The organism is Pantoea ananatis LMG 2665 (assembly GCF_000710035.2).
GTDB classification, from domain to species: domain Bacteria; phylum Pseudomonadota; class Gammaproteobacteria; order Enterobacterales; family Enterobacteriaceae; genus Pantoea; species Pantoea ananatis.
Map to the genome: position 1 here is coordinate 231951 of NZ_JMJJ01000005.1, position 23360 is coordinate 255310.

At 54.8% G+C, this 23360-nt stretch carries 16 protein-coding genes and 1 pseudogene; 7 read left to right on the plus strand and 10 right to left on the minus strand.

Annotated elements, in window-relative coordinates; genetic code table 11:
- Positions 1-13 precede the first annotated feature (13 nt).
- The 4 genes from EL29_RS09035 to EL29_RS09050 all read left to right on the plus strand — a co-directional run bounded on the left by EL29_RS09035 (position 14) and on the right by EL29_RS09050 (position 5793).
- Positions 14-1426, plus strand: coding sequence for an FAD/NAD(P)-binding protein (locus EL29_RS09035; RefSeq protein WP_013026121.1), 1413 nt, complete (start codon positions 14-16; stop codon positions 1424-1426).
- Between the two features lie 68 nt (positions 1427-1494).
- The gene (locus tag EL29_RS09040; protein WP_013026122.1) at positions 1495-2904 is read left to right on the plus strand and encodes an LLM class flavin-dependent oxidoreductase; all 1410 of its coding nucleotides are present in this window, start codon (positions 1495-1497) and stop codon (positions 2902-2904) included.
- A gap of 233 nt (positions 2905-3137) precedes the next feature.
- Complete coding sequence (locus EL29_RS09045; RefSeq protein ID WP_028715242.1) at positions 3138-4598, plus strand: MFS transporter; 1461 nt, start codon at positions 3138-3140, stop codon at positions 4596-4598.
- Positions 4591-5793, plus strand: coding sequence for an acyl-CoA dehydrogenase family protein (locus EL29_RS09050; RefSeq protein ID WP_015700089.1), 1203 nt, complete (start codon positions 4591-4593; stop codon positions 5791-5793). The genes EL29_RS09045 and EL29_RS09050 overlap by 8 nt, the downstream gene beginning before the upstream one ends.
- 68 nt (positions 5794-5861) lie before the next feature.
- On the opposite strand, the gene phoH is transcribed toward EL29_RS09050, so the two are convergent.
- The 5 genes from phoH to putP form a co-directional block, all read right to left on the minus strand.
- On the minus strand, positions 5862-6650 hold the full coding sequence (gene phoH / locus EL29_RS09055; RefSeq protein WP_013026125.1) for a phosphate starvation-inducible protein PhoH: 789 nt from the start codon (positions 6648-6650) through the stop codon (positions 5862-5864).
- 577 nt (positions 6651-7227) lie between these two features.
- Complete coding sequence (gene efeB / locus EL29_RS09060) at positions 7228-8517, minus strand: iron uptake transporter deferrochelatase/peroxidase subunit (protein WP_028715243.1); 1290 nt, start codon at positions 8515-8517, stop codon at positions 7228-7230.
- Positions 8517-9638, minus strand: coding sequence for an iron uptake system protein EfeO (gene efeO, locus EL29_RS09065; RefSeq protein WP_013026127.1), 1122 nt, complete (start codon positions 9636-9638; stop codon positions 8517-8519). The genes efeB and efeO overlap by 1 nt, the downstream gene beginning before the upstream one ends.
- A 49-nt stretch (positions 9639-9687) precedes the next feature.
- Positions 9688-10515: an iron uptake transporter permease EfeU gene (gene efeU / locus EL29_RS09070; protein ID WP_013026128.1), complete on the minus strand. Its 828-nt coding sequence runs from the start codon at positions 10513-10515 to the stop codon at positions 9688-9690.
- Positions 10516-10705: 190 nt separating this feature from the next.
- Positions 10706-12190, minus strand: coding sequence for a sodium/proline symporter PutP (gene putP / locus EL29_RS09075; protein WP_014593920.1), 1485 nt, complete (start codon positions 12188-12190; stop codon positions 10706-10708).
- A gap of 443 nt (positions 12191-12633) precedes the next feature.
- On the opposite strand from putP, the gene putA reads away from it, so the two are divergent.
- Together putA and EL29_RS22970 are read left to right on the plus strand one after the other, a co-directional pair.
- Positions 12634-16578 (plus strand): trifunctional transcriptional regulator/proline dehydrogenase/L-glutamate gamma-semialdehyde dehydrogenase, encoded by a 3945-nt coding sequence (gene putA, locus EL29_RS09080; protein WP_028715244.1) that lies wholly within the window; start codon positions 12634-12636, stop codon positions 16576-16578.
- Positions 16579-16652: 74 nt separating this feature from the next.
- A pseudogene (locus EL29_RS22970) lies at positions 16653-16886 on the plus strand (respiratory nitrate reductase subunit gamma); the annotation flags it as partial.
- 97 nt (positions 16887-16983) lie between these two features.
- Here the strand turns inward: EL29_RS22970 and EL29_RS09090 are convergent.
- Complete coding sequence (locus EL29_RS09090) at positions 16984-18066, minus strand: acyltransferase family protein (RefSeq protein WP_028715245.1); 1083 nt, start codon at positions 18064-18066, stop codon at positions 16984-16986.
- A gap of 924 nt (positions 18067-18990) precedes the next feature.
- Between EL29_RS09090 and EL29_RS09095 the strand changes: the two genes are divergently transcribed.
- Entirely contained in the window at positions 18991-19599 is a 609-nt protein-coding gene (locus tag EL29_RS09095; protein WP_013026133.1) for an NUDIX domain-containing protein, read from the plus strand.
- Between the two features lie 184 nt (positions 19600-19783).
- Here the strand turns inward: EL29_RS09095 and EL29_RS09100 are convergent, their stop codons facing one another.
- The 4 genes from EL29_RS09100 to tcyJ form a co-directional block, all read right to left on the minus strand.
- Positions 19784-20863 carry an acyltransferase family protein gene (locus EL29_RS09100; RefSeq protein WP_024471525.1) on the minus strand — a complete coding sequence of 360 codons (1080 nt, stop codon included), beginning with the start codon at positions 20861-20863 and terminating at the stop codon, positions 19784-19786.
- Between the two features lie 236 nt (positions 20864-21099).
- Entirely contained in the window at positions 21100-21852 is a 753-nt protein-coding gene (tcyN, locus tag EL29_RS09105) for an L-cystine ABC transporter ATP-binding protein TcyN (RefSeq protein ID WP_013026135.1), read from the minus strand.
- Positions 21849-22517, minus strand: coding sequence for a cystine ABC transporter permease (gene tcyL / locus EL29_RS09110; protein ID WP_013026136.1), 669 nt, complete (start codon positions 22515-22517; stop codon positions 21849-21851). The genes tcyN and tcyL overlap by 4 nt, the downstream gene beginning before the upstream one ends.
- Positions 22517-23317 carry a cystine ABC transporter substrate-binding protein gene (gene tcyJ / locus EL29_RS09115; protein WP_014605583.1) on the minus strand — a complete coding sequence of 267 codons (801 nt, stop codon included), beginning with the start codon at positions 23315-23317 and terminating at the stop codon, positions 22517-22519. The genes tcyL and tcyJ overlap by 1 nt, the downstream gene beginning before the upstream one ends.
- Between the last annotated feature and the right edge of the window lie 43 nt (positions 23318-23360).

A 23360-nucleotide genomic window follows, 5' to 3' on the forward strand; every position in this document is an offset into this window, starting at 1 on the left:
AGAGAGGCAGTGTATGTCCGAGCAGCATATTGTCATTGTGGGTGGAGGATTCAGCGGAACGGCGCTGGCCGTTCATCTTGGTCGTCTGGGCGGCCCGGGCCTGCGCGTCACGGTCATCGAACCCCGCGCGCAGCTGGCCCAGGGCGTAGCTTACTCGACCACCGATCCGGCGCATCGCACCAACGTCCCCGCCTCGCGTATGCAACTCGCCGGCGACGAGGAAGGCAGCTTTGAGCGCTGGTTCCGTGCCTCTGCCGCATTTGCCAGGGATGCGGCGGCTGAATGGCACGACGGCACGGTTTTTCCGCAGCGTAGGCAGTTTGGCCAGTGGGTCAGTGAACAGTTTAGTGCAGTAAAACAGCATTCCCCTGTTGAGCTGTTGCATGTGCAGGACCGCGCCGTTGCGCTGCGACAAGGTACGGTCAGCACCGCATCCGGCGCACATCTCGATGCTGATATCGTGGTACTGGCCATCAGCCATCCCGCGCCTCAACTTCCCTCAGCCCTGGCCTCGCTGGCACCTCACCCGGCACTGATTGCCGATCCCTGGCGGGAAGGTGCCCTGTCACAGATTGCGCCTGACGACCGGGTTGCCATTGTGGGTACCGGCTTAACCATGTCAGACATGGTTGCGACCCTGGACCGTCAGGGACATCGCGGGCCAGTCACCGTCTTTTCCCGACGCGGTCAGCTTCCGCGTTCCAGCCTCACTGAGGACAATTTCAGCTGGCATCTTGGTATTGATTTCAGCAAACCTCTGGGTGTTCGCGCCTGGCTACGCCGGATCAGACAGGAAATTCGCCAGGCGGCGGCCAGGCACATCCCGTGGCAGGTGGTGTTCGATGAGGTCCGTCACAACGGTCAGGCGATTTGGCAAAGCCTGTCGCTGGATGAACAACGGCGTTTCCTGCGGCATCTGCGGCCATGGTGGGACGTTCACCGTTATCGGATTGCCCCCCAGGTTGGGCAGGTGTTAAAGCACCACCAACGCAGCGGCACACTCCGCGTGCTCGCCGCACGACTGACCGCGGCGGCGGCGTTGCCCTCTGCCGTCAGGCTCAGCCTGCAGCCGCGTTTCGGCGGCGTACAGGCGCTGGAGGTGGACAAGATCATCGTCACCACCGGTCCTGCGCATGGCGCGTTGATTGAGCGCGATGCGTTACTCAACCAGCTGGCTCAGGATGGCGTTATTCAGTCCGATCCGCTGGCGCTGGGAATTCATGTCAATGCCCGGTCACAGACGCTAAACCCCAAGGGCCAGGCGAATCCTCATCTGTATGTGGTCGGGCCTGCGGCGCGCGGACGTTTTGGTGAATTAATGGGCCTGCCGCAGGTTGCCACACATGCTGAGGCCGTCGCACGCCAGTTGCTCAACCTCACTGATGACACGCGTCATGAGCGATGTCCCCTTTCTCTGACTAATTAATTTACCCCCCTTTTTCATCCCAACGAAGTGGGCGGCCCGACAGTGCCGCATCCGCTCAGGAGTTTGCTATGCCTAAACAACGTGAAATCCGCCTTAATGCGTTTGATATGAACTGTGTGGGTCACCAGTCACCTGGCCTGTGGGCGCACCCTCGCGACCGCTCGTGGCAATACAAAGATCTGGAATACTGGACAGATTTGGCGGTCCTGTTGGAACGCGGTAAGTTCGACGGCCTGTTTATCGCCGACGTCTTGGGGATTTACGATGTTTTCAACGGGAATAATGATGCTGCTCTTCGCAGTGCCGCCCAGGTACCGGTCAATGACCCGCTGGCTCTGATTACGCCGATGGCGATGGTGACAAAGCACCTCGGTTTTGGCCTGACCGCATCACTCTCTTTTGAGCATCCCTATCCGTTTGCCCGGCGCATGTCGACGCTGGATCATCTGACCAAAGGTCGGATCGGCTGGAATATCGTTACCTCCTATCTGGAAAGCGGAGCCCGCAATCTGGGACAGGTCAGCCAAACCAGCCACGATGCGCGTTATGACTACGCCGACGAATATCTGCAGGTGGTATACAAGCTGCTGGAAGGCAGTTGGGAGGATGATGCCGTGATACGCGATCGCCAGCGTCATATTTTCAGCGATCCCAATAAGGTGCATCCCATTAATCATCAGGGAACGTTTTTCCAGGTACCGGGCATTCATCTGTGTGAGCCTTCGCCCCAGCGCACGCCTGTGCTGTATCAGGCAGGCGCATCCAGCCGCGGTAAAGCCTTCGCCGCACAACACGCCGAGTGCGTATTTGTTGCCGCGCCGTCTAAAGTGCTGTTGAAGAAAACCGTGGCTGATATACGTCGTCGTGCAGAGGAGGCCGGTCGCGATCCGCGCAGTATTCTGATTTTCAATATGCAAACGGTCATTGTGGGGGAAACCGATAAAGCGGCCCAGGCCAAGTGGCAGGATTACAAACGCTATGTCAGCCATGAAGGCGCACTGGCGCTGATCTCCGGCTGGACCGGCATCGATTTCAGTCAGTACCAACCCGATCAGGTTTTTAAGCATCTGCATACCGATGCCATTCAGTCTGTTGTAGAGAGCTTCTCCACAGCCGATCCGCAGCGTGAATGGACGGTGCAAAACATGGCCGACTGGGTGGGCATTGGCGGCTTTGGCCCCCTGCTGGTGGGCAGCACAGAAACCGTTGCCGATGAACTGCAAAGCTGGGTGGAGGAGACGGACGTGGATGGCTTTAATCTGGCCTATGCCCTCACGCATGAAACCTTTGCTGATGTCGTCGATCTGCTGGTGCCGGAACTGCAAAAACGTGGCGTTTATAAACAGGATTACCAACCCGGTACGCTGAGAGAGAAGCTGTTTGCTAAGGGCGCCCGCCTTGAGCATCCTCATCCCGGCGCAGGATATCGACGCACAACCTCGGTATCAGGCCGGGTTGTGCCTGCGGAGGCATCATGAGGGGATTTAACGATCTGTTCGGATAGCCCGTCTGCCGCTGAGCAGACTGACATCACGTCCCCTTGCCCGCTAATTTTACCGGATGCGTCACAGCGCACCCGGTATTTCCCTTATCTACAAAAATCAAATTAACTTATTGAAATTAAAGTAATAGTTATCACTTTTTGTTGTTTGTTTACATCGCGATTCCTGCATATAAAGGCGTCACCTGTACAGACAATAACGAGGATAAAATGAGCACATTAAATATCGATGACGATGCCGCGATCCCCTTACCTCACTCAACGCCCATTCGCTCCGTCAGCGACGTTGCAAAGTTGATTAATACGCAAAGTGAGAAAAACAGCTACGCACGCTGGATCGTGTTTCTGGCGTTAGGCGGCGTATTTCTGGATGCCTACGACCTGACCACCCTGTCTTACGGCATTGATGATGTCGTGAAAACATTCAGCTTAACGCCCACATTAACCGGACTGGTCACCTCATCCATTATGATTGGCACCATTGTCGGTAATCTGGTCGGGGGCTGGCTGACGGATAAATATGGCCGCTATTCCGTCTTTATGGCGGACATGCTTTTTTTTGTGGTGTCCGCTATTGCGGCCGGCCTGGCGCCGAACGTCTGGGTACTGATTGGCGCGCGCTTTTTGATGGGCGTTGGTGTGGGCATCGATTTGCCTGTCGCGATGGCCTATCTGGCCGAATTTTCGAAATTCTCCGGAAAGGGGAATAAAGCGTCGCGGCTCGCCGCCTGGTGCCCCATGTGGTATGCCGCGTCTTCGGTGTGCTTTCTGATTATTTTTGGCCTTTACTTTCTGCTGCCTGCAGAGCACCTCGACTGGCTGTGGCGCGCTTCATTGCTGTTTGGCGCAGTGCCTGCCCTGCTCATCATTGCTGTGCGCAGCAGGTTTATGAATGAGTCTCCGCTGTGGGCCGCAAACCAGGGGGATTTAAGCGGCGCAGCGCGAATCCTGCGCGATTCGTACGGCATTCACGCGCACGAAGATAAGCGCGCTGAGCCGGCGGCCAAACCCGTCGCCCAGGCGGTCAGTTTTCGCGTCTTGTTTCAAAAACCTTACCGGGAGCGCACCGTTGTGGCGGCGGTGATGAACGCCTGTATTTCATTCGAATATACGGCGATCGCCTTTTTCCTGCCCTCTATCCTGGCGCAGTTTCTGGGGGCGGGCGTCTTTGAAACGATCTCCGCCTCGCTAGGACTTAACGCGCTGTTCGCCTTTACCGGCGGCCTGCTTGGCATGCGTCTGGCCTGGCGATTTCCGTCACGCCATGTTGCGATTGCCGGATTTGCCCTGCAGTTTATTGCGCTGATCTCACTGGCTCTGATTGGCCATCCTGTTGCAACCTACGGCGTCGTATTTGCCATTTTACTGCTGGGGCTGTGGTTGTTTGCTGAGGGCTTTGGGCCAGGAGCGCAGTTAATGATCTATCCCGCCCTCTCCTATCCCACGCACATTCGGGCCACCGGCGTCGGTTTTAGTCGTTCCGTCTCAGGCATCGGGAGCGCGCTGGCGCTGTTCATTCTGCCCATATTGCAGGCGGCTTATGGCACCAATATATTCTGGATCGTGTCACTGGCCGCCCTTATTCCCATCATTTTCCTGTTAGTCGTCCGGTTTGAACCCACTCGTCACGATATCGATGACCAGTCAACACACGGAGAACACCATGTCTGAGCCCGATTACACCTCACTGGCGGCGCGTTTCCGCCCCATCTTTGCCCGCATCGCCGAAGGCGCTGCCGATCGCGAACGGAATCGTACCCTGCTTCACGAGCCGGTTCGCTGGCTGAAGGCGGCGGGTTTTGGCACGCTGCGTATTCCACAAGCAAACGGCGGATTGGGTGCCTCGCTGCCACAACTGTTCCGCTTACTGACCGAGCTGGCAGAAGCGGATTCTAACCTGCCTCAGGCGCTGCGCGCGCACATGGCCTTTGTCGAGGATCGTCTTAACCAGCCCGACAGTGAGGCGCGCCAGCGCTGGTTTAATCGGTTTATCGACGGTGATATTGTCGGGAGCGGCTGGAGTGAAACAGGCAGCGTTCGATTAGGAGACGTGAATACGCAGGTGTCGCCCGCCGCCAACGGCTGGCGGCTTGAGGGCGAAAAATTTTACAGCACCGGCACGCTGTATGCCGACTGGATTGATGTTTACGCTAAGCGTACGGACAACCAGCGCGATGTCATTGCGGTGGTCAGTACACATCAGGATGCGGTAGTGCGAGAGGATGACTGGGACGGATTTGGTCAACGTCTTACCGGTAGCGGAACCACGCGTTTTCATCAGGCCGTTGTGGAACCTGCCCATGTCTATGATTTCAGCGAGCGCTTCCGATATCAAACCGCCTTCTATCAGCATGTCTTACTGGCGACGCTGGCCGGGATAGGCAGGGCTATCGTGCGGGACGTGTCACAGGGCGTAGCAAACCGAAAACGAATCTACAGCCACGGTAATGCCCGTCAGGTCAGCCAGGACGTGCAGGTCTTACAGGTGGTGGGACAGATCAGCAGTTGGATATGGGCAACCGATGCCGCCGTGCAGCGGGCCACGCACGCGCTGCAACAGGCTTTTGATACGCACGTTCAGGGACAAGATGAAACGCAGATTCATGCCGCCAACGTCCAGGCAGAAGTGGAGGCTGCGAAGGCGCAGGTCGTGGCCGTGGATTGGGTGACGCGTGCGGCCAGTGAGCTGTTTAACGCGCTTGGCGCGTCAGATACGCGAGTGAGTAAAGCGCTGGACCGTCACTGGCGCAATGCCCGAACGATTGGCTCGCACAATCCGGTGATCTATAAAAGCCGTAACGTGGGCGACTGGGAAGTCAACGGGCGCGATCCTACCTTTATCTGGCAAATCGGCAGCGGCGAATAGCGCCCCATCACGGAGATAAAAAACCCGGCCGAAGCCGGGTTTTGGTCGCTACATGACTCAATCGAACGCTAGCTGTAAGCATGCAAAGTGCGCTGACACAGCGCGGAACGCACGCAATCCTCTTTGCCAAAACGGACAATGCCCACCATCTCGTCCTCTTCAAAACGCGCCAGCGCGTCCGCGAGACCAGAAGGCACCCCAGCGGGCAAATCGCACTGGGTTATATCGCCGTTAACAATCACCGTGACGTTTTCGCCAAGGCGGGTCAGAAACATTTTCATTTGCGCAGCGGTAACGTTCTGCGCTTCATCGAGAATCACCACTGCATTTTCAAAGGTACGACCGCGCATATAAGCAAAGGGCGCGATTTCAACTTTGCCAATTTCGGGACGCAGACAATATTGCATAAAGGATGCGCCAAGACGTTTAACCAGAATGTCGTAAACCGGGCGGAAATACGGGGCGAATTTTTCTGAGATATCCCCGGGAAGGAATCCCAGATCTTCATCCGCCTGCAGCACCGGGCGCGTAACGATAATCCTGTCGATATCCTTATGAATCAGGGCCTCTGCCGCTTTCGCAGCACTAATCCAGGTTTTGCCGCAGCCTGCCTCGCCGGTAGCGAAGATAAGCTGTTTTGATTCTATGGCGTTGAGATAGTGCGCCTGAGCTTCATTGCGGGCTTCAATCGGAGCACGATCGCGCACATCGCGCGCCATGCCAATCGAGTCCAGCCCACCCATTTGCACCAGCGAAGTGACCGATTCTTCTTCACGCTGACGATGACTGCGGGAGTCATTGCGAAGCACTCGTCTTGCTTCTCGACGCGCTTTGATCACTGCTTTCTGTCTTCCCATAGTGGCACCTTACAGTTGGTTTCATTTCCCGCTCAGGCAACAAGCCCGATGCGATTACGTGAACGCTTTAGAGGTTTCAGTTGGCTTCCTTTAGAGCCGTGACAGGCCATGACGATTGATATCCGGCAGCAAAACAGCCAGGCCGTATACCGGTAAAAAAGGAGTGAGGTTGAAAAGAGAAAACACATTGCGGTGTAAAAGCGGTTGAGGAAGAAACCTCCTCACGGGTAAATGCGATATTTTTTACTGCTGAACGGCTGTAAAAACATCTATCCATGCGCGAACTCCAGTGTGAGACATCAACACGCCCGATTACGCTTTCATAGTAAAGTGAACCATCTTATTGGTATTTTGCAACAGTATTTTCACTTTATTGAAAAATAAATATTCAACCATGCGTTAACGCCAACCTTACTTAAATTAAATTACGCAAGTATTACAGAGAGTTAGTTTATTTTTCAATGCAGCATCAACGGTTTAAAACGGAGCGCGAAAAAACAGGCGGAGGATAAAAAACCTGAGACAGAAATACGGCACGCTGGGCGGTCAGGCACAGAATGCCGTGATTAAAATTTAATCAGCTTTCAAGTAAGGACTGGCCCAAATAATGATTTTCATTGATAACGCCGGGTAATACAAAAAAGTATCCGCCGCCAAAGGGACGTATATACTCTTCCAGCGCTTCACCATTCAGACGGTTTTGTACGGTCAGAAAACCCAATTCTAAATCATGTTGATAACAAACAAACAACAAGCCCATTTCCAACTGGCCTGACGCTGAAATACCCGCCGAATAACTGTAGCCCCGGCGCAGCATCAGGCTGCTTTCGGTCGCAGGCGTGCGCGGGTTCGCCAGCCGAATATGCGCATCCAACGCAATGACATCGCCATCAGGATCCTGGCGATAATCCGGCACGTCGTGCTCGTTTTTCATGCCCAGTGGTGCGCCGCTTAATTTCTCGCGACCAAAGATCGTTTGTTGCTCACCCAATGGCGTGCGATCCCACATTTCCACATGAAAACGGATCAACCTTACTGCCTGATAACTGCCGTGACGGGCCCACGCGGGTTCCGCCTGCTCTTCCGTTACCCACAGCAGCTTATCCATCAACGCCATGTTATGCGTATCGGGATTGGCCGTACCGTCTTTAAAACCCAGCAGATTAATGGGCGTTTCTTTTCCCGCGCTGCGCGCGGCATGATCGGAAATAAAACCTTCCCGTCGCCAGCGAATGCCGAGCAAATCGGGCGTATGTTTCACCACATCACGGAGTGCATGAATCACCGTGTCCTGCGTGTTAGCACAGATTTGCAACAGCAGATCGCCGTGGCACTGATTTGCATCCAGAGAGTCGTTAGGGAAACGGCTCATGGCCTGCAGTTTAGCCGGCTTAAGCGCCGCCAGACCAAAGCGCGAATCAAACAGGGAATGACCGACGGAAACCGTCATCGTCAGGTTGTCCGGGGCAATCTCGGCCCCCAGAATGCCTGAATCCAGCGGCGGCAGCTGTGGGTTGGTCACCGCGGGCGCCATCCCGCCCCGGGTCAGAAACGCGATGCGCTGCGTAAGCAGTTTGAACAAACGCTGCAGTTCCTGCTTATCGCGGGTCAGCACATCGAACGCCACCAGCATCATTGACGCCTGCTGTGGCGTCGTAATGCCGGATTGATGCACGCCATAAAAGGGCTGCACTTGCTGACGCGCGTTCGGCGTTACCGTACCGGGCGAAAAGCTGTCCGGGTTTTCGGCGGCCGCGGCATGAAACGGACACCCACCGCTGACGGCCGCCGCGCCGCCCAGCATCCCCAGTCCTTTCAATAAACGGCGGCGCGATGGCTGGCTTAACGCCTTATCCTTATCCATCATCAATCCAGGCCTAAGGTGCCACGCAGCAGAGAAAGATCTTCCGCCAGGGCAGTAATCGGCCCTTTCAGCGCGGTTCGATCGGCTGGCGTCAGTTTTTCATACGATTCATAACCCTGACCGCTGCGGTATTTATCCAGAATCGCGTCAACTTTCGCGAAATTGGCATCCACTTTTGCCAGAAGCGCTGGATTTGCCTGCTTCAGGACTGGGCGCAACAGCTCGACAATTTTTTGCGCGCCATCCACGTTCGCCCGGAAATCCCACAGGTCGGTACGGCTGTAACGATCTTCTTCGCCGGAGATTTTACTGGAAGCCACTTCTTCGATCAGCCCTGCGGCGCCGCCTACGACCTTGGCCGGGGGGAACGCCAGCTCGCTAACGCGTTTCTGCAAATCGCGCACGTCGTTGTTTAACTGCTCGGCATAGCCCGCCATATCTTTGGTGCTATTATCGGCAAACAACGCTTTCTCAAGCCGGTGAAAACCGGTGAATTTCGGGTCTTCAGCCTTTTTCTCATAATCATCTTCACGGGCGTCAATGCGACCATCCAGATCGGAGAACAGCTCAGCTATCGGCTCTATACGTTCGTAATGCTGGCGCGTGGGGGCAAACAGCGCTTTGGCTTTTTCGATATCTCCGGCTTTCACCGCATCCGTAAAGGCCTGGGTTCCCGCCACCAGCTGGTTGACTTCGTCCGTCACGTAGGCTTTGTAGGCGTTGATTGGCCCCGCCAGCTGCATCAGTTCTGTTTTACCTTTCTGCACGTTTTTGCCCGCGCCGCCCTGGACAATCAGCTTGCCTTTCGGATTCGTCAGCAGGCCGCAGGTCATTTCATATTCGCCCGCTTCAAGGTTGGCGGTCAGTTTTTGACTGAAGCCGGGCGCAATATTTTCGCGCTCCTCAACCACCATCACCCCTTTCAGGATTTCCCATTCCAGCGCCTTTTGGCTGTTGTTTTTGATCAGAAACTGAGTCTTGCCCGCCTGAACCGTCAGTGACATCGGTTCACACTGCTTGTCCGTGACACTCACGCTAACCTGTGGAATGGCTGCAGCCAGTGTGGAGCCGGAAACCGCCAGCAGCGAAGCCAGCACCGCGTGACGACGAAAACGCTTCTTCATATTTTTCCCTATTCAGTCAGAGGCGCGCCTGACGCGCCTGGTAAACGCGTTAGCGCGCAGCGGCTGAGGTTCCAGCACGTGCAGGCATAACAAACAGTAATAATGCCGGAATCAAATAAAGCAGCCAGACGGCCACTTCACTTACGCTGGGGGCTTCCTGATAACCCAGAATGCCTTCAAGCAGCGTGCCAAACAGTGAATGGGTCGATAAGGTGTTACTCATATCGAACGCCACCTGCTGAAAATGGTTCCACAGCCCGGCTTCATGAAAGGCACGGATAGCGCCAGCTGCCAGCCCCGCGGCCACCAGAAGAATAAAAAGGCTGGTCCAGCGGAAAAAGTGCGCCATATTCAGACGAACCCCGCCCCAGTAGATCAACATGCCCAGCACAACGGCCGTCGCCAGGCCAAGCACGGCACCCAGCGGCGGCGCATAACCGACGTCCTGAGTGAAGGCGGCCAGTAAAAAGAACACTGACTCCAGCCCTTCCCGGGCGACGGCAAGAAACACCATCAGGACCAGGGCCAGGCCGCCCCCGGCTGATTTCTGTAAAGCCTGATCGACCGCCTGCTCCAGTTCCAGCTTGATATTGCGCGCCACCCGGCGCATCCAGAACACCATTGAGGTCAGGATGACGACCGCGACCACCGCAACAATGCCTTCAAAAAGCTCTTGCTGCTTCTGAGGAAACTCCCCTGTGGTCTGGTTAATGACGATGCCCAGCGCAAGGCAAAGCGCAGCGGCAATAAACACGCCCGCCCACATGGCAGGGAACCATTGTGTGCGCTGCGTCCTTTTCAGGTAGCTGGCAATAAGGCTCACGATGAGCGCTGCCTCCAGGCCTTCACGCAGCATGATGAGAAAGGGAACAAACATCGCCGACCTCTTGAATGTTAAGCAGCGTAAATGGGACGTAAATTTACGTAAAAACGAACGATACCGATTATCATTACCACTCAGAAAAAAACAAGTTCCTCCGTGAAATAATTTCGTAACTGTCTGTGCCAGACGCAGGTCAAAAAAAAGCCCGCCCTTTACAGGGCAGGCTTTTCAACACGTTCACGCCTTATTTAGTCTGGAATTCTGCCTCGGCAGCATCAAAGCGTTCAATGGCAGCTGCAGAAGGTTCCCGGCCTGCCAGGCTGAAGACCACAATGGCGATACTGGCAAAAATAAAGCCCGGAATGATTTCATACAGGCCGAGCCAGCCATACTGTTTCCATACCAGTACCGTGACCGCACCGACAATCATTCCCGCCAGCGCACCGTTGCGGTTCATGCGTTTCCAGCACACGCCAAACAGGACTACCGGTCCAAATGCCGCGCCAAAACCGGCCCATGCATAGCTGACCAGACCTAACACCCGGTTTTCGGGATTCGACGCCAGCGCGATGGCCACTAACGCTACCAGCAGCACCATGAGGCGCCCTACCCAAACCAGTTCTTTCTGGCTGGCATTCTTGCGTAAAAAGCCTTTGTACAAATCTTCCGTCAGCGCACTGGAGCAGACCAGCAGCTGGCAGCTGAGCGTGGACATGACCGCCGCCAGAATGGCAGACAGTAAAATACCGGCAATCCACGGATTAAACAGAATACGTGCCAGCTCAATAAAGACGCGCTCTCCATTCTGTGAAACGCCCGCAGCCAGAGAAGGATTATTGTGGAAATAGGCGATCCCAAAGAAGCCCACGGCCACCGCGCCCGCCAGACAGAGAATCATCCACGCCATGCCGATACGGCGCGCGGTACGAATGGAACGATGTGAATCCGCCGCCATAAAACGTGCCAGGATATGAGGCTGACCGAAATAGCCCAGTCCCCAGCCCAGCAGTGACAGCACGGCCACGAAATTCAGGCCTTTGAACATATCCACGTTTTCAGCATTTTTGGCCTCAATCACCGCCATCGAATCGCTCCAGCCACCCACGGCGATAACCACGATGACTGGCGTCAGGATCAGCGCGAAGATCATCAGGCTGGCCTGAACGGTATCCGTCCAGCTCACCGCCAGGAATCCGCCCACCAGGGTATACAGAATGGTGGCGGCGGCACCGGCCCAGAGGGCGGTGGAGTAATCCATACCAAAGGTGCTTTCAAACAGACGCGCGCCCGCTACCACGCCTGATGCGCAGTAGATAGTGAAAAACACCAGAATCACCACGGCAGAAATGACCCGCAAGATTTTGCTGCGATCTTCAAAGCGGCTGGTAAAGAAGTCAGGCAGCGTCAGGGCGTTATCATGATGTTCCGTCTGAACCCGTAAGCGCCCCGCGACAATCTTCCAGTTAAACCATGCACCAATAATCAGGCCAATGGCGATCCAGCTTTCAGAGATACCGGAGAGAAAAATGGCACCCGGCAATCCCATTAGCAACCATCCACTCATATCGGAGGCTCCAGCGGACAGCGCAGTCACGACACTGCCCAGGCTGCGTCCGCCCAGAATATAGTCGTCGAAGTTTTTCGTTGAGCGCCAGGCAATAAAACCGATAAGCACCATCCCAAGGATATAAATTAAAAAGGTCACCAACATTGGCGTACTTACTGTCATTTGTTTCTCCGTTATTATCCGATCTCTTGAGAGAAATCTTTTTCCTGCCCCCCTCGGAACGTGAAGGCGTCAGGCTGTTACCGCATCAAGAGAAAGCGATTTCCCTTAAGGCGCGGTATCCTGCCGTAAAGGCACGGCGCACACAATGCATTTAACACATCCGTCACATCAGTTTCACCTCTCAATCCCTTTTTAATGCTCACAGGTTGCGCCCGCTCACAATAAAGTTGCACCTTTGCAATGATTTCACCCTTTAAATTGAATGAGGTTGCAACTTTGGCGAGTTTTTTGCAGCAAGATTTGTGCCGCTTTTAAATGTTAATTAAAAAAGGGGTTTCAAAGTGTGCAACCGAGGTCACATTTAACCTGGTTGCACAAAGTTGCAACATGGGTAATAGTGCAGCCCATGCTCTGGTCAAAACCGTTTTAAGGAAGAGAAAATCATGGGAACAACAACCATGGGGGTGAAGCTGGATGAAGCCACCCGCAACCGTATTAAACTGGCGGCGCAGAAACTCGATCGCACGCCACACTGGCTGATCAAACAGGCGATCTTTAATTATCTGACCCAGTTAGATGCGGGTGAAACGGTGGATGAGATCCCCCTGCAGCTTAACGACTCAGCGTCCGATGAGCTTGCCCCGGAAGAGATGGTTCAGCCCTTCCTTGAATTCGCCGAAAACATTTTGCCGCAGTCGGTCGCCCGCTCTGCGGTGACAGCCGCCTGGCGCCGTCCTGAAACTGATGCTGTTCCCATGTTGCTTGAGCAAGCGCGCCTTCCCGCCGCCCTGGCAGAAAAAACGCAGCAGCTGGCGCACCAGCTGGCCGACAAGCTGAGGCACCAAAAAGGGGCGACCGGCCGTGCCGGCATGGTGCAAAGCCTGCTGCAGGAGTTTTCACTCTCCTCTCAGGAAGGTGTGGCATTAATGTGCCTGGCCGAGGCTTTGTTGCGTATCCCGGATAAGCCCACCCGCGATGCGCTGATCCGCGACAAGATCAGCAACGGTAACTGGCAGTCACATCTTGGCCGCAGCCCGTCACTGTTTGTGAACGCCGCGACGTGGGGATTACTGTTTACGGGCCGTCTGGTCTCAACGCACAATGAAGTCAACCTGTCGCGCTCGCTCAACCGAATTATTGGCAAGAGCGGCGAGCCGCTCATCCGGAAAGGCGTGGATATGGCGATGCGCCTGATGGGCGAACAGTTCGTGACCGGTGAAACCATCGCCGAAGCCCTGGCCAACGCCCGCAAGCTTGAAGAAAAAGGCTTCCGTTACTCCTACGATATGCTGGGTGAAGCCGCCCTGACGGCCAGCGATGCCAAAGCCTATCTGGTTTCTTATCAGCAGGCGATTCACGCCATTGGTAAAGCCTCAAACGGTCGGGGCATCTATGAAGGCCCGGGCATTTCTATCAAGCTGTCCGCACTCCATCCGCGCTACAGCCGCGCGCAGTATGATCGGGTGATGGATGAGCTGTATCCAATTCTGAAGTCGCTGACCCTGTTAGCCCGCTCTTACGACATCGGCATTAACATTGATGCGGAAGAGGCCGATCGTTTAGAGCTGTCTCTCGATATGCTGGAGCGGTTGTGTTTTGAACCCGAGCTTGAAGGCTGGAACGGCATAGGTTTCGTGATTCAGGCTTATATGAAGCGTTGCCCGTTTGTGATTGATGAGCTGACAGATCTGGCCCAACGCAGCCGTCGTCGTCTCATGATTCGCCTGGTGAAAGGCGCTTACTGGGACAGCGAGATCAAACGCGCCCAGGTGGAAGGGCTGGAAGGCTATCCGGTTTATACCCGTAAGGTGTACACCGACATTTCTTATCTGGCCTGCGCCCGTAAACTGCTGGCAGTGCCCAATCTAATCTATCCGCAGTTTGCCACACATAACGCGCACACGCTGGCCGCGATCTATCAACTGGCGGGCAATAACTATTATCCCGGACAGTATGAGTTCCAGTGCCTGCATGGCATGGGTGAACCGCTCTACGATCAGGTGGTAGGCAAAGTGGCAGACGGCAAGCTCAATCGTCCCTGCCGTATCTATGCCCCCGTAGGTACACATGAAACCCTGCTGGCTTACCTGGTGCGTCGCCTACTGGAAAACGGTGCGAATACCTCCTTTGTTAACCGTATTGCCGACACGTCCATGCCGATAGACGAGCTGGTCGCCGATCCGGTGAGTGAAATTGAAAAACTGGGTGCCAGCGAAGGCACCCTGGGCCTGCCACATCCAAAGATCCCGCTGCCGCGAGACTTATATGGCAGCGACCGGGTTAACTCTGCGGGTCTGGATATGGCTAACGAGCACCGCCTTGCTTCCCTGTCCAGTGCTCTGCTGAGCGGCGCGAGTGAGCCTTATCTGGCACAACCGCTTATTGACGGCCCTGCTGGTAGCGGAGAAAGCCAGAATGTGGTGAATCCGGCCGCGCCGTCGGACGTCGTCGGTACCGTTCGCCATGCCTCAGAACAGGAGGTTTCCCAGGCCATTGAGGCGGCGGTCAATGCCGGTCCTATCTGGTTTGCCACTCCGCCTCAGGAGCGCGCGGCCATCCTTGAGCGTGCAGCACAGTTAATGGAAGGTCAGCTACAGCAGTTGCTGGGCATTCTGGTGCGCGAAGCCGGTAAAACCTACAGCAACGCCATTGCCGAAGTGCGTGAGGCCGTGGACTTCCTCTATTACTACGCTGGCATCGTCCGCCTTGATTTTGACAACGAAACGCACCGCCCACTGGGACCTGTGGTCTGTATCAGCCCGTGGAACTTTCCGCTGGCCATTTTTACCGGTCAGGTCGCAGCCGCGCTGGCGGCCGGAAACAGCGTGCTGGCGAAGCCTGCCGAGCAGACGCCGCTGATTGCCGCGCAGGCCGTTGAGATCTTACTGAGTGCCGGTGTCCCGGCTGGCGTCGTGCAACTGCTGCCGGGCCTCGGTGAAACCGTGGGCGCACAGCTCACCGGAGACGAACGCATTCGTGGCGTGATGTTCACCGGCTCCACGGCGGTCGCCACCCTGTTACAACGTAATCTGGCAGGCCGGCTGGATCCCCAAGGCCGCCCCACTCCGCTGATTGCTGAAACCGGCGGCATGAATGCCATGATTGTCGATTCATCCGCCCTGACAGAACAGGTGGTGATCGATATCGTCGCCTCGGCCTTTGACAGCGCGGGTCAACGCTGCTCTGCGCTGCGTCTGCTGTGCGTTCAGGAGGACGTCGCGGAACATACGTTGAAAATGCTGCGTGGCGCGATGGCGGAGTGCCGTATGGGCAATCCGGAGCGCCTGTCCACCGATATCGGCCCGGTGATCGATAAAGAGGCCAAAGCCAACATTGAGCGCCATATTCAGGCCATGCGCAATAAAGGCTTTAAGGTGTTTCAAACGGCGCAGGATCATCCACAGGACAGCAAAGAGTGGGCAACCGGAACCTTTGTGAAACCGACGCTGATTGAACTGGATAAGGTTAGCGATCTGACGCAAGAGGTATTTGGTCCGGTGTTGCACGTTGTGCGCTTCACCCGCAGTGGCCTGCCGCAGTTGATCGAACAGATTAACGCCTCGGGCTATGGGCTGACGTTAGGCGTCCATACCCGCATTGACGAAACCATCATGCAGGTCACCGCAGCGGCCAAAGTGGGCAATCTGTACGTTAACCGCAACATGGTTGGCGCGGTGGTGGGCGTGCAACCATTCGGCGGCGAGGGGTTATCCGGTACCGGTCCGAAAGCGGGGGGCCCGCTTTATCTGTATCGCCTGCTGGCGAATCGCCCGGACAACGCACTCAGCACCACCCTCGCCCGTCAGGATGCTGAGCGCCCGGCCGACCATGCCCAGCGTCAGCTGCTGCTGGCAGCGCATCAGGCATTGAGCGAGTGGGCAAAAGATAAGCCTCAGCTGTCTTCACTGTGCCAGCATTATGCCGAGCTGGCTCAGGCAGGCACGGTACGCCTGCTGCCCGGACCAACAGGCGAACGCAATACCTTCCTGTTGCTGCCGCGTGAGCAGGTACTCTGTCTGGCGGATAACGAGCAGGATGCTCTGATTCAACTGGCGGCGGTCACCAGCGTAGGCAGCCAGGCACTGTGGCAGGACGATGAGCTGCACCGCGCACTGCTGGGCAACTTACCGGCGACGGTGAAAAGCCGCATTACGCTCTCCAACGATCCCCTGTCTGCGCATTTTGACGCTGTTATCTATCACGGTGATGCCGACCAGCTCCGCAACCTGTGCGAACAGGTTGCGGCGCGCGAAGGTGCCATCGTGTCGGTGCAGGGTTTTGCGCGCGGCGAAACTAATCTGCTGCTGGAACGTCTGCTGATTGAACGTTCGCTCAGCGTTAACACCGCAGCCGCGGGCGGCAATGCCAGCCTGATGACAATCGGGTAACGTCCTTCAGACCGATCGCTTACGTTAAAGGTTCATGCCCGGGCATGAACCTTTTTTTTGCGCTGAGCGTTGGGCGATATATGGATGGCCCTGGCATGATGAAACAGGTCGGCTGGGCACAGGCGGTGATCACGTTGCGGAGCAACGTCTGACGCTGGCTTGACGGGGTGGAAGGGATTGATCGTATTCACCTGATTCTGGGAGTGACGATTTTTCTGGTGTTTCCGTTTACCCGCCTTGTGCACATCTGGAGCGCGCCGGTCGAGTATTTCACGCGCCGCTATCAGGTGATGCGCGCGCGTAACTAAGCCTGACCGCAATCCGGCCCGCTATCAGCGGCCGGCTTCATTGCGCTTTTTACACCACGCCTTTTTCTGTTCCCGCATCCTGCGCCACCTGCCCCGGTTACGCCGCCGGGTACACAGGCCGTTTTATCAGCGTCGGGAAGCGAAACAACGCGCGCCCGACGCCATGATTTGTCAGCGACCAGACGGCAACGGACGCCAGTGAGCAGAGGGCGACAATGACCAGCGGATAGAGGCAGGCCCACAGCCACGAAAACCATGCCAGCGCAAAGAGCTGGTGGCGCTGCGCAAACAAAATGGCCGTCATGCCGAAATACTCAATAAAGATGCGATGCAGGACGTAAATAGGCAAGGTGTGACGGCCAATCCAGTTGAGCCACGCCATGCTACTGACCTGATTTAACCCGCGACAGGCCGCTACGCTGATGAGGATGGCAAGAACAGATAAGAAGAGGCTTCTGTCGAAATCGAACAGAGCGGGCAGGCCCGCCAGCAGCAGCAGCAGTAACAACCACGGCAGTCCGTTTTGCCTTCGCCACTCGCTTAAACGCAATATCTGCGAACACCAGAACGTGCCGAGCATGAAGAAAACAAAATACTGCGCCAGACTCTGCGGGCCCCAGTAGGGAATGATTTTTTCAACCGCCAGATAATTAAGCACTGCGGCCATAAGCAATAAAGGCAGGTTGTAACGTTGAAAAAGTTTGGCAAGAAGAAAGTAGATCCCCAGGGCATATAAATACCATGAGGTGCTCATCGCCAGAAACGTCAGCGTCAGGAACTCAGAAAAGGTTCCCGCATAGGCCGCATTGATATTTTGTGAAATACGCTGCCCGGTAATTTCCGTTGAAATGCCCGTGATGGCCCCCCACTGAATGGCTCCCCACAGCAGATAGAGATAAAACAGATTTGTCATCCGGCTGGTCGCGATACGTTTCCAGGGGCGATCAATGATGGCATTTCTGGCCAGTAAACCCGACACAAAGAAAAACGCGGGCATGCGCAGCGGCGATAATAACGTATTAAACTGCACCCACATCTCTGCCACCCATTCACCTGCGGCCAGATCTTTCACCCGACTTTCAAAACCGGGTAACACCGTGTGATACAGGACGACCAGCAGGATACAGATTCCCTTTAGGGTATTAATCCATGCAATATCTTTTTCTTCATTTTTCGTCATCAGGCTTTTTCCGTCGCTGTGTCATGTACAAACAAGTTATTCGAACTGCCGACGTTATCGTTATACGAAAAGTATTCCCTATGCTCGCACTCCTGAATGTAGCGAAAGTCTTAAAGTCCCCCTCCCGGAAGGGTTTAAAACCGTACTTTACAATACAGGATGTTTTCTGACATTTATCCCGGATTTAATTTCAACGCAGGGAATTGTTGTCAGACGACGGAATAAATAAGGTGTTCTTATCTGAATAAATAAGAAATATCCAGGTGTTGCTGCCCGTTAATAATCAGGTCAGTTATTAAATCAGTTGGCCTGGGTCGCGCAGGACAGGCGAGGTATTTTATTCCCTGGCCCTACGCTGTTGCGTGAACGCGCGCTGCAAAAGCCGTGCCGCGCTATGCAGGCATCCTGCCGCAAAGGCCCCAAGGCCGCGCGTATCCTGCCCCAGCAGTGCCATGACTTTATCGTTGCGGCAACAGATAAACGTTTCATCGCGCGATGCCTCACCGCACGATGACGTCCCGGCGAATTTTCACACTCAACGCTTGCTTAACCTTATTTCTGGCTTTATGTTAGCTCAGGTGACTCATCTTAAGTACAGGTAACGTTACTGTGTGTATTTGATTAGCGCGAGTGGCTTATTCAGCCAGGTAAAATCGTTCGTTTATGCCCTTTTCGGCTAAATTTTTCCCTGCATTATTGCCTGTATCTTTATTTCAGGTTCGAATATCACCTTAAAAAAGACAGGGCGTGGATAAAACACCGCTAAACGTTATTCGCTTAGGTGTTCCTTTCGGAAATATCGCTGACAGGTGAAAAGTGCATTTTTAGGTTTAGGTTTAGGTTTAGGGGTGATTTTTTTAATGTCCACTCGGCACGCTGTGTCTGAATGGCTCTTCCAGACTTACTTACCAATGGAATCTCAATATGAAGCATGCGCATTATACGCCCGTTTCCACCACCGCGACCGTTAACAACCAGCAGATACTGGCAAACGACTGGGGCACCCTGACCAAATACGATATGACCTATGTCCGTTCCGATGGGACAGAACAGCGTTTCACGCGTGAAGCTTACGATCGCGGCCACGGTGCGACTATTCTGCTCTACAACCGCGATGACAGAACGGTCATCCTTACCAGCCAGTTCCGGCTGCCTGCGTTTTTGATCGGTCATCACTATGAACTGATTGAAGCCTGCGCCGGTTTGCTTGATGAGCGGGACCCGATTCAGGCAATAAGAAGTGAAGCCGAAGAAGAGACCGGATATAAGCTGAATGAGGTCACTAAGATTGGCGAGATATTCATGAGCCCGGGTTCCGTCACTGAGCGTCTGCACTTTTTCATCGCCCCTTTTACCCGCGAAATGCGGATTAACGAGGGCGGAGGCCTTGCTGCTGAAGGTGAAGATATCAAAGTCATTGAGGTGCCGATTCAAGAGGCGCTTGCGATGATTGATGCCGGCATCATCATTGACGCGAAAACCATTATTCTGATTCAGCACCTGGTCATCAAAGGCATTTGTCTCCCGGCATAACACGGCACGCAAAGAGCAGCCTCAACATGAAGTGTCCCTTCCCCGACCAGAGGCGACTGATGCTTCTCGCCCTGTCAGCTGACGCGACAGGAACAGGCTAACCGGGGAGAAATGCTTACTCCCTGCGGTGCCCGCCAGAGAAAGGATACGAAACGGGCCAGCATGCTGGCCCGGTACGTCAGGATCATGAGGCTTGGGTTTCTGGCTGCCGTTTACTGATTAAACGTGGATGAATAAACAGCATCCGTCCCGGCCCCCGGTTCAGCAGCGACCAGACCATCAAAGACAGGATCGTGCAGACTGCCACTCCGGTTAACGGCATCAGCAACGCCCATGCCCAGCTAAAACCCGCGTTGCCAAACCAGCCGTAGTGCAGCGCCAGTGAGATGGCGCTCAGCCCCACCAGTTCGATAAAGATACGGTGCAAAACATAAATCTGCAGCGTGTTACGCCCTATATAGTTCAGCCACGCCATATTGAAATGCGCATTAAGAAAACGGCACAGCACAATACCAAAGACGATGGTCAGCAGGCTGTAGAACGGGTTTTTATATATGCCGCCCAGATGATGGGCAATGCCGATCGCCGCGATTGCGCCCAACCAGAGCCAGTGACGACCTTTTAAACCGCTCAGTTCGATTAACGTTGCGCTAAAAAATACGCCCAGTAAGAAATAGAGATAGTTCTGTGCCACGCTGGCCGGGCCCCATCCGGGGATCAGGCTAAACTGCGCGGCGTAGTTTGCCGCTATTGCCGCAGCCACCAGCAGCATCTTCTGCCGATGGAAAAGTTTAGTGACCAGAAAAAACCCCGCCAGAGCATACAGGTACCACAGGCTGGTCATCGACAGCATCAGCAGTTTAATAAACTCCATTGGCGAATCCGCATAGGCGGCGTTTTTGCTGCTGGACAGCCGCTCGCCCAGGTGGGTTGAAATGTAGTGGATACTCAGCCACTGGATTACGCCCCACAGCAGATACAGGTAAACGATGTTGCTGAACTTTTTAGTGAAGACCGCTTTCCAGCGTTTATTGATCACCGAGTTACTGGCCAGCAGGCCGGATACAAAGAAAAATGCCGGCATCCGTAAGGGGGAAAGCCAGGTATTAAACGCCACCCACGCATGAGCCGGTACGATACCGGCTGTCAAATGATGAAGCGCTGGCGCGAAGGTTGTAATGATGGAGTGATGCAGTACCACAAGTAAAATGCATCCCCCTTTTAGGGTATTGATCCAGAGGATTTCCTTCCTGGGTTGGTTCATTATGTCTTCCCGATCGTGCAATGAATTTGTGAAGAATTATTAATATTTAGCGGGAAGTCTCAATCAGGCGGCTCTTAAAAGTTACAATCTGTTACCTCAGGACGCGAGATGATGACAAATCACCTTTAAAATCAGTTAATTAAATCTATGCAAAATGTAAATTTTCGGAAGAAACTGAGAAGAATAAAGGTGGGAGACAGCGCAATAAGCGCCGCCAACTTCTGGCGGCACCGGGTTTATTGATTAAGAAATTTATTCAGAAACTGCCGGGTACGCGGCTCCTGAGGATCGCTGAAGAGTGCCTTAGCAGGGCCCTGTTCAACAACACGGCCCTGATCCATAAAAATGGCGCGGTCGGCGACGTCGCGGGCAAAGCTCATTTCGTGCGTCACGATAACCATGGTGCGTTTTTCCTGAGCCAGTGCGCGAATGGTGTTCAGTACTTCACCCACCAGTTCCGGATCCAGCGCAGAGGTCGGTTCATCAAACAAAATGACTTCTGGCTGCATCGCCAACGCGCGGGCAATGGCGACACGCTGCTGCTGACCACCGGACAGGCGCCGTGGGTAGCTGTCTTCCTTGCCATTGAGTCCAACTTTTTCAAGCAGGCTGCGCGCGCGGGCAACCGCGTCCGCTTTCGCTTCCCGCTTCACAATCACCGGACCTTCAATAATATTTTCCAGCACCGAACGATGCGGAAATAAATTGAAGTTTTGAAAGACAAAACCCACCTGCTGACGCAACAGCCGCACCCGCTCTTTCTGTCTGTTCATGCCCAGGCTGGCGTCAATGGTGATATCACCCACTTTAATGCGGCCAGCATCCGGGACCTCAAGGAGGTTGATGCTGCGCAACAGCGTGGTTTTACCTGAGCCACTGGGGCCGATTATCGCGACGATTTCGCCCGGGGCGACATCAAGATCGATGCCGTGCAGTACCGTTTGTCCGTTAAACTTTTTCACCAACTGGCGAACTTCAATAGCACTCATTTCGCCTCCTGATCCTGACGATTAACGTGCGCTTCCAGTCGGTTCTGCAATGCTGACAGTACGGTTGCCATCACCCAATAGATCAGCGAAGCCGCCAGATACATGGTGAACACCTCCAACGTGCGTGAGGTAATCAGCTGCGCCTGACGAAACAATTCCGGAACCTGGATCGTGGCAGCCAGCGAAGTATCTTTTACCAGACTGATAAAGCTGTTACCCAAAGGCGGGAGTGCGGTACGGGCGGCCTGCGGTAAAACAACCCGACGCAGCGTTTGCCACGGCGTCATGCCGATACTGGCCGCCGCTTCCCACTGGCCGCGCTCGATGGCCGCAATCGCGCCGCGCAGCGATTCTGAGGCATAGGCCGCCATGTTAAGCGACAGCCCAATCATCGCCGAGGGAATGGGATCCAGCTCAATGCCAAACTGCGGCAGACCGTAGTAGATCATAAACAGCTGGGCGATAAGCGGCGTGCCACGAAAGATGGACACGTAGATACGCGCCAGCCAGTTCACGGGCCAGAAGCGGGACAGGCGCATCAGGGCCAGCAAAAAGCCCAGTATCAGCCCGAAAAACATACCGCCAATACTGAGCTGCAGCGTGAACAGCGCGCCCTTAAGAAGAAAGGGTGCTGAGTCCAGCACCAGTTGTAAACTTTCCTGCATTATTTAGTAACGTCCGCGCCAAACCATTTTTCTGACAGCTTTTTAAGGGTGCCGTCTTTCTGCATTTCCGCAATGGCCTGATCGATCGCCTTCAGTAAATCTTCGTTGCCCTTACGCAGCGCAACGCCCGCTTCCAGACGCGAGAATGCCGGACCGGCTACCGCCATGGTATCGCCCGTTTTCTTCACCAGATCCAGAGCAGCCAGGCGATCCACCAGAATCGCGTCAACGCGACCAGAACGCAGATCCTGATATTTGGTTGGGTCATCATCATAAGTGCGGATATCCACACCTTTTACGTTCGCGCGCAGCCACTGCTCGTAGTTGGTCCCCAGGCCCACACCGACTTTCTTCCCTGCGAGGTCTTCTGGCTTAGTGATGCTGCCCGCGTTTTTCTTCAGCGTCAGCGCCTGCACGCCAGAAATCGTATACGGCGTAGAGAAATCATATTTCTTTTTACGCTCATCGGAGATCGTCACCTGATTGATGACCACATCGATGCGTTTCGAATCCAGCGCCGCTAACATGCCATCCCACTTGGTTGGCTTCAGGACGGCTTTAACCCCCATGTGTTTGGCCAGATCCTGAGCAAACTCCACTTCAAAGCCCGTCAGCTTGCCCTTTTCATCCTGAAAACTGAAAGGAGGATAGGTGCCTTCCAGACCGACGCGCAGCTCGCCTTTGCTTTTAACCTGCGCCAGTAAATCGTCTGCCGCAAACGTTTTAACGCTGAAGCCTGCCACCAGCGCAACCGCCATCATTCCCGTCACCACCTGGCGACGAATCTGTGAGAAAGCCATGTTTACCCCGTTTATTATTTGTAAGTGAGCTGTTGAGCGGCGC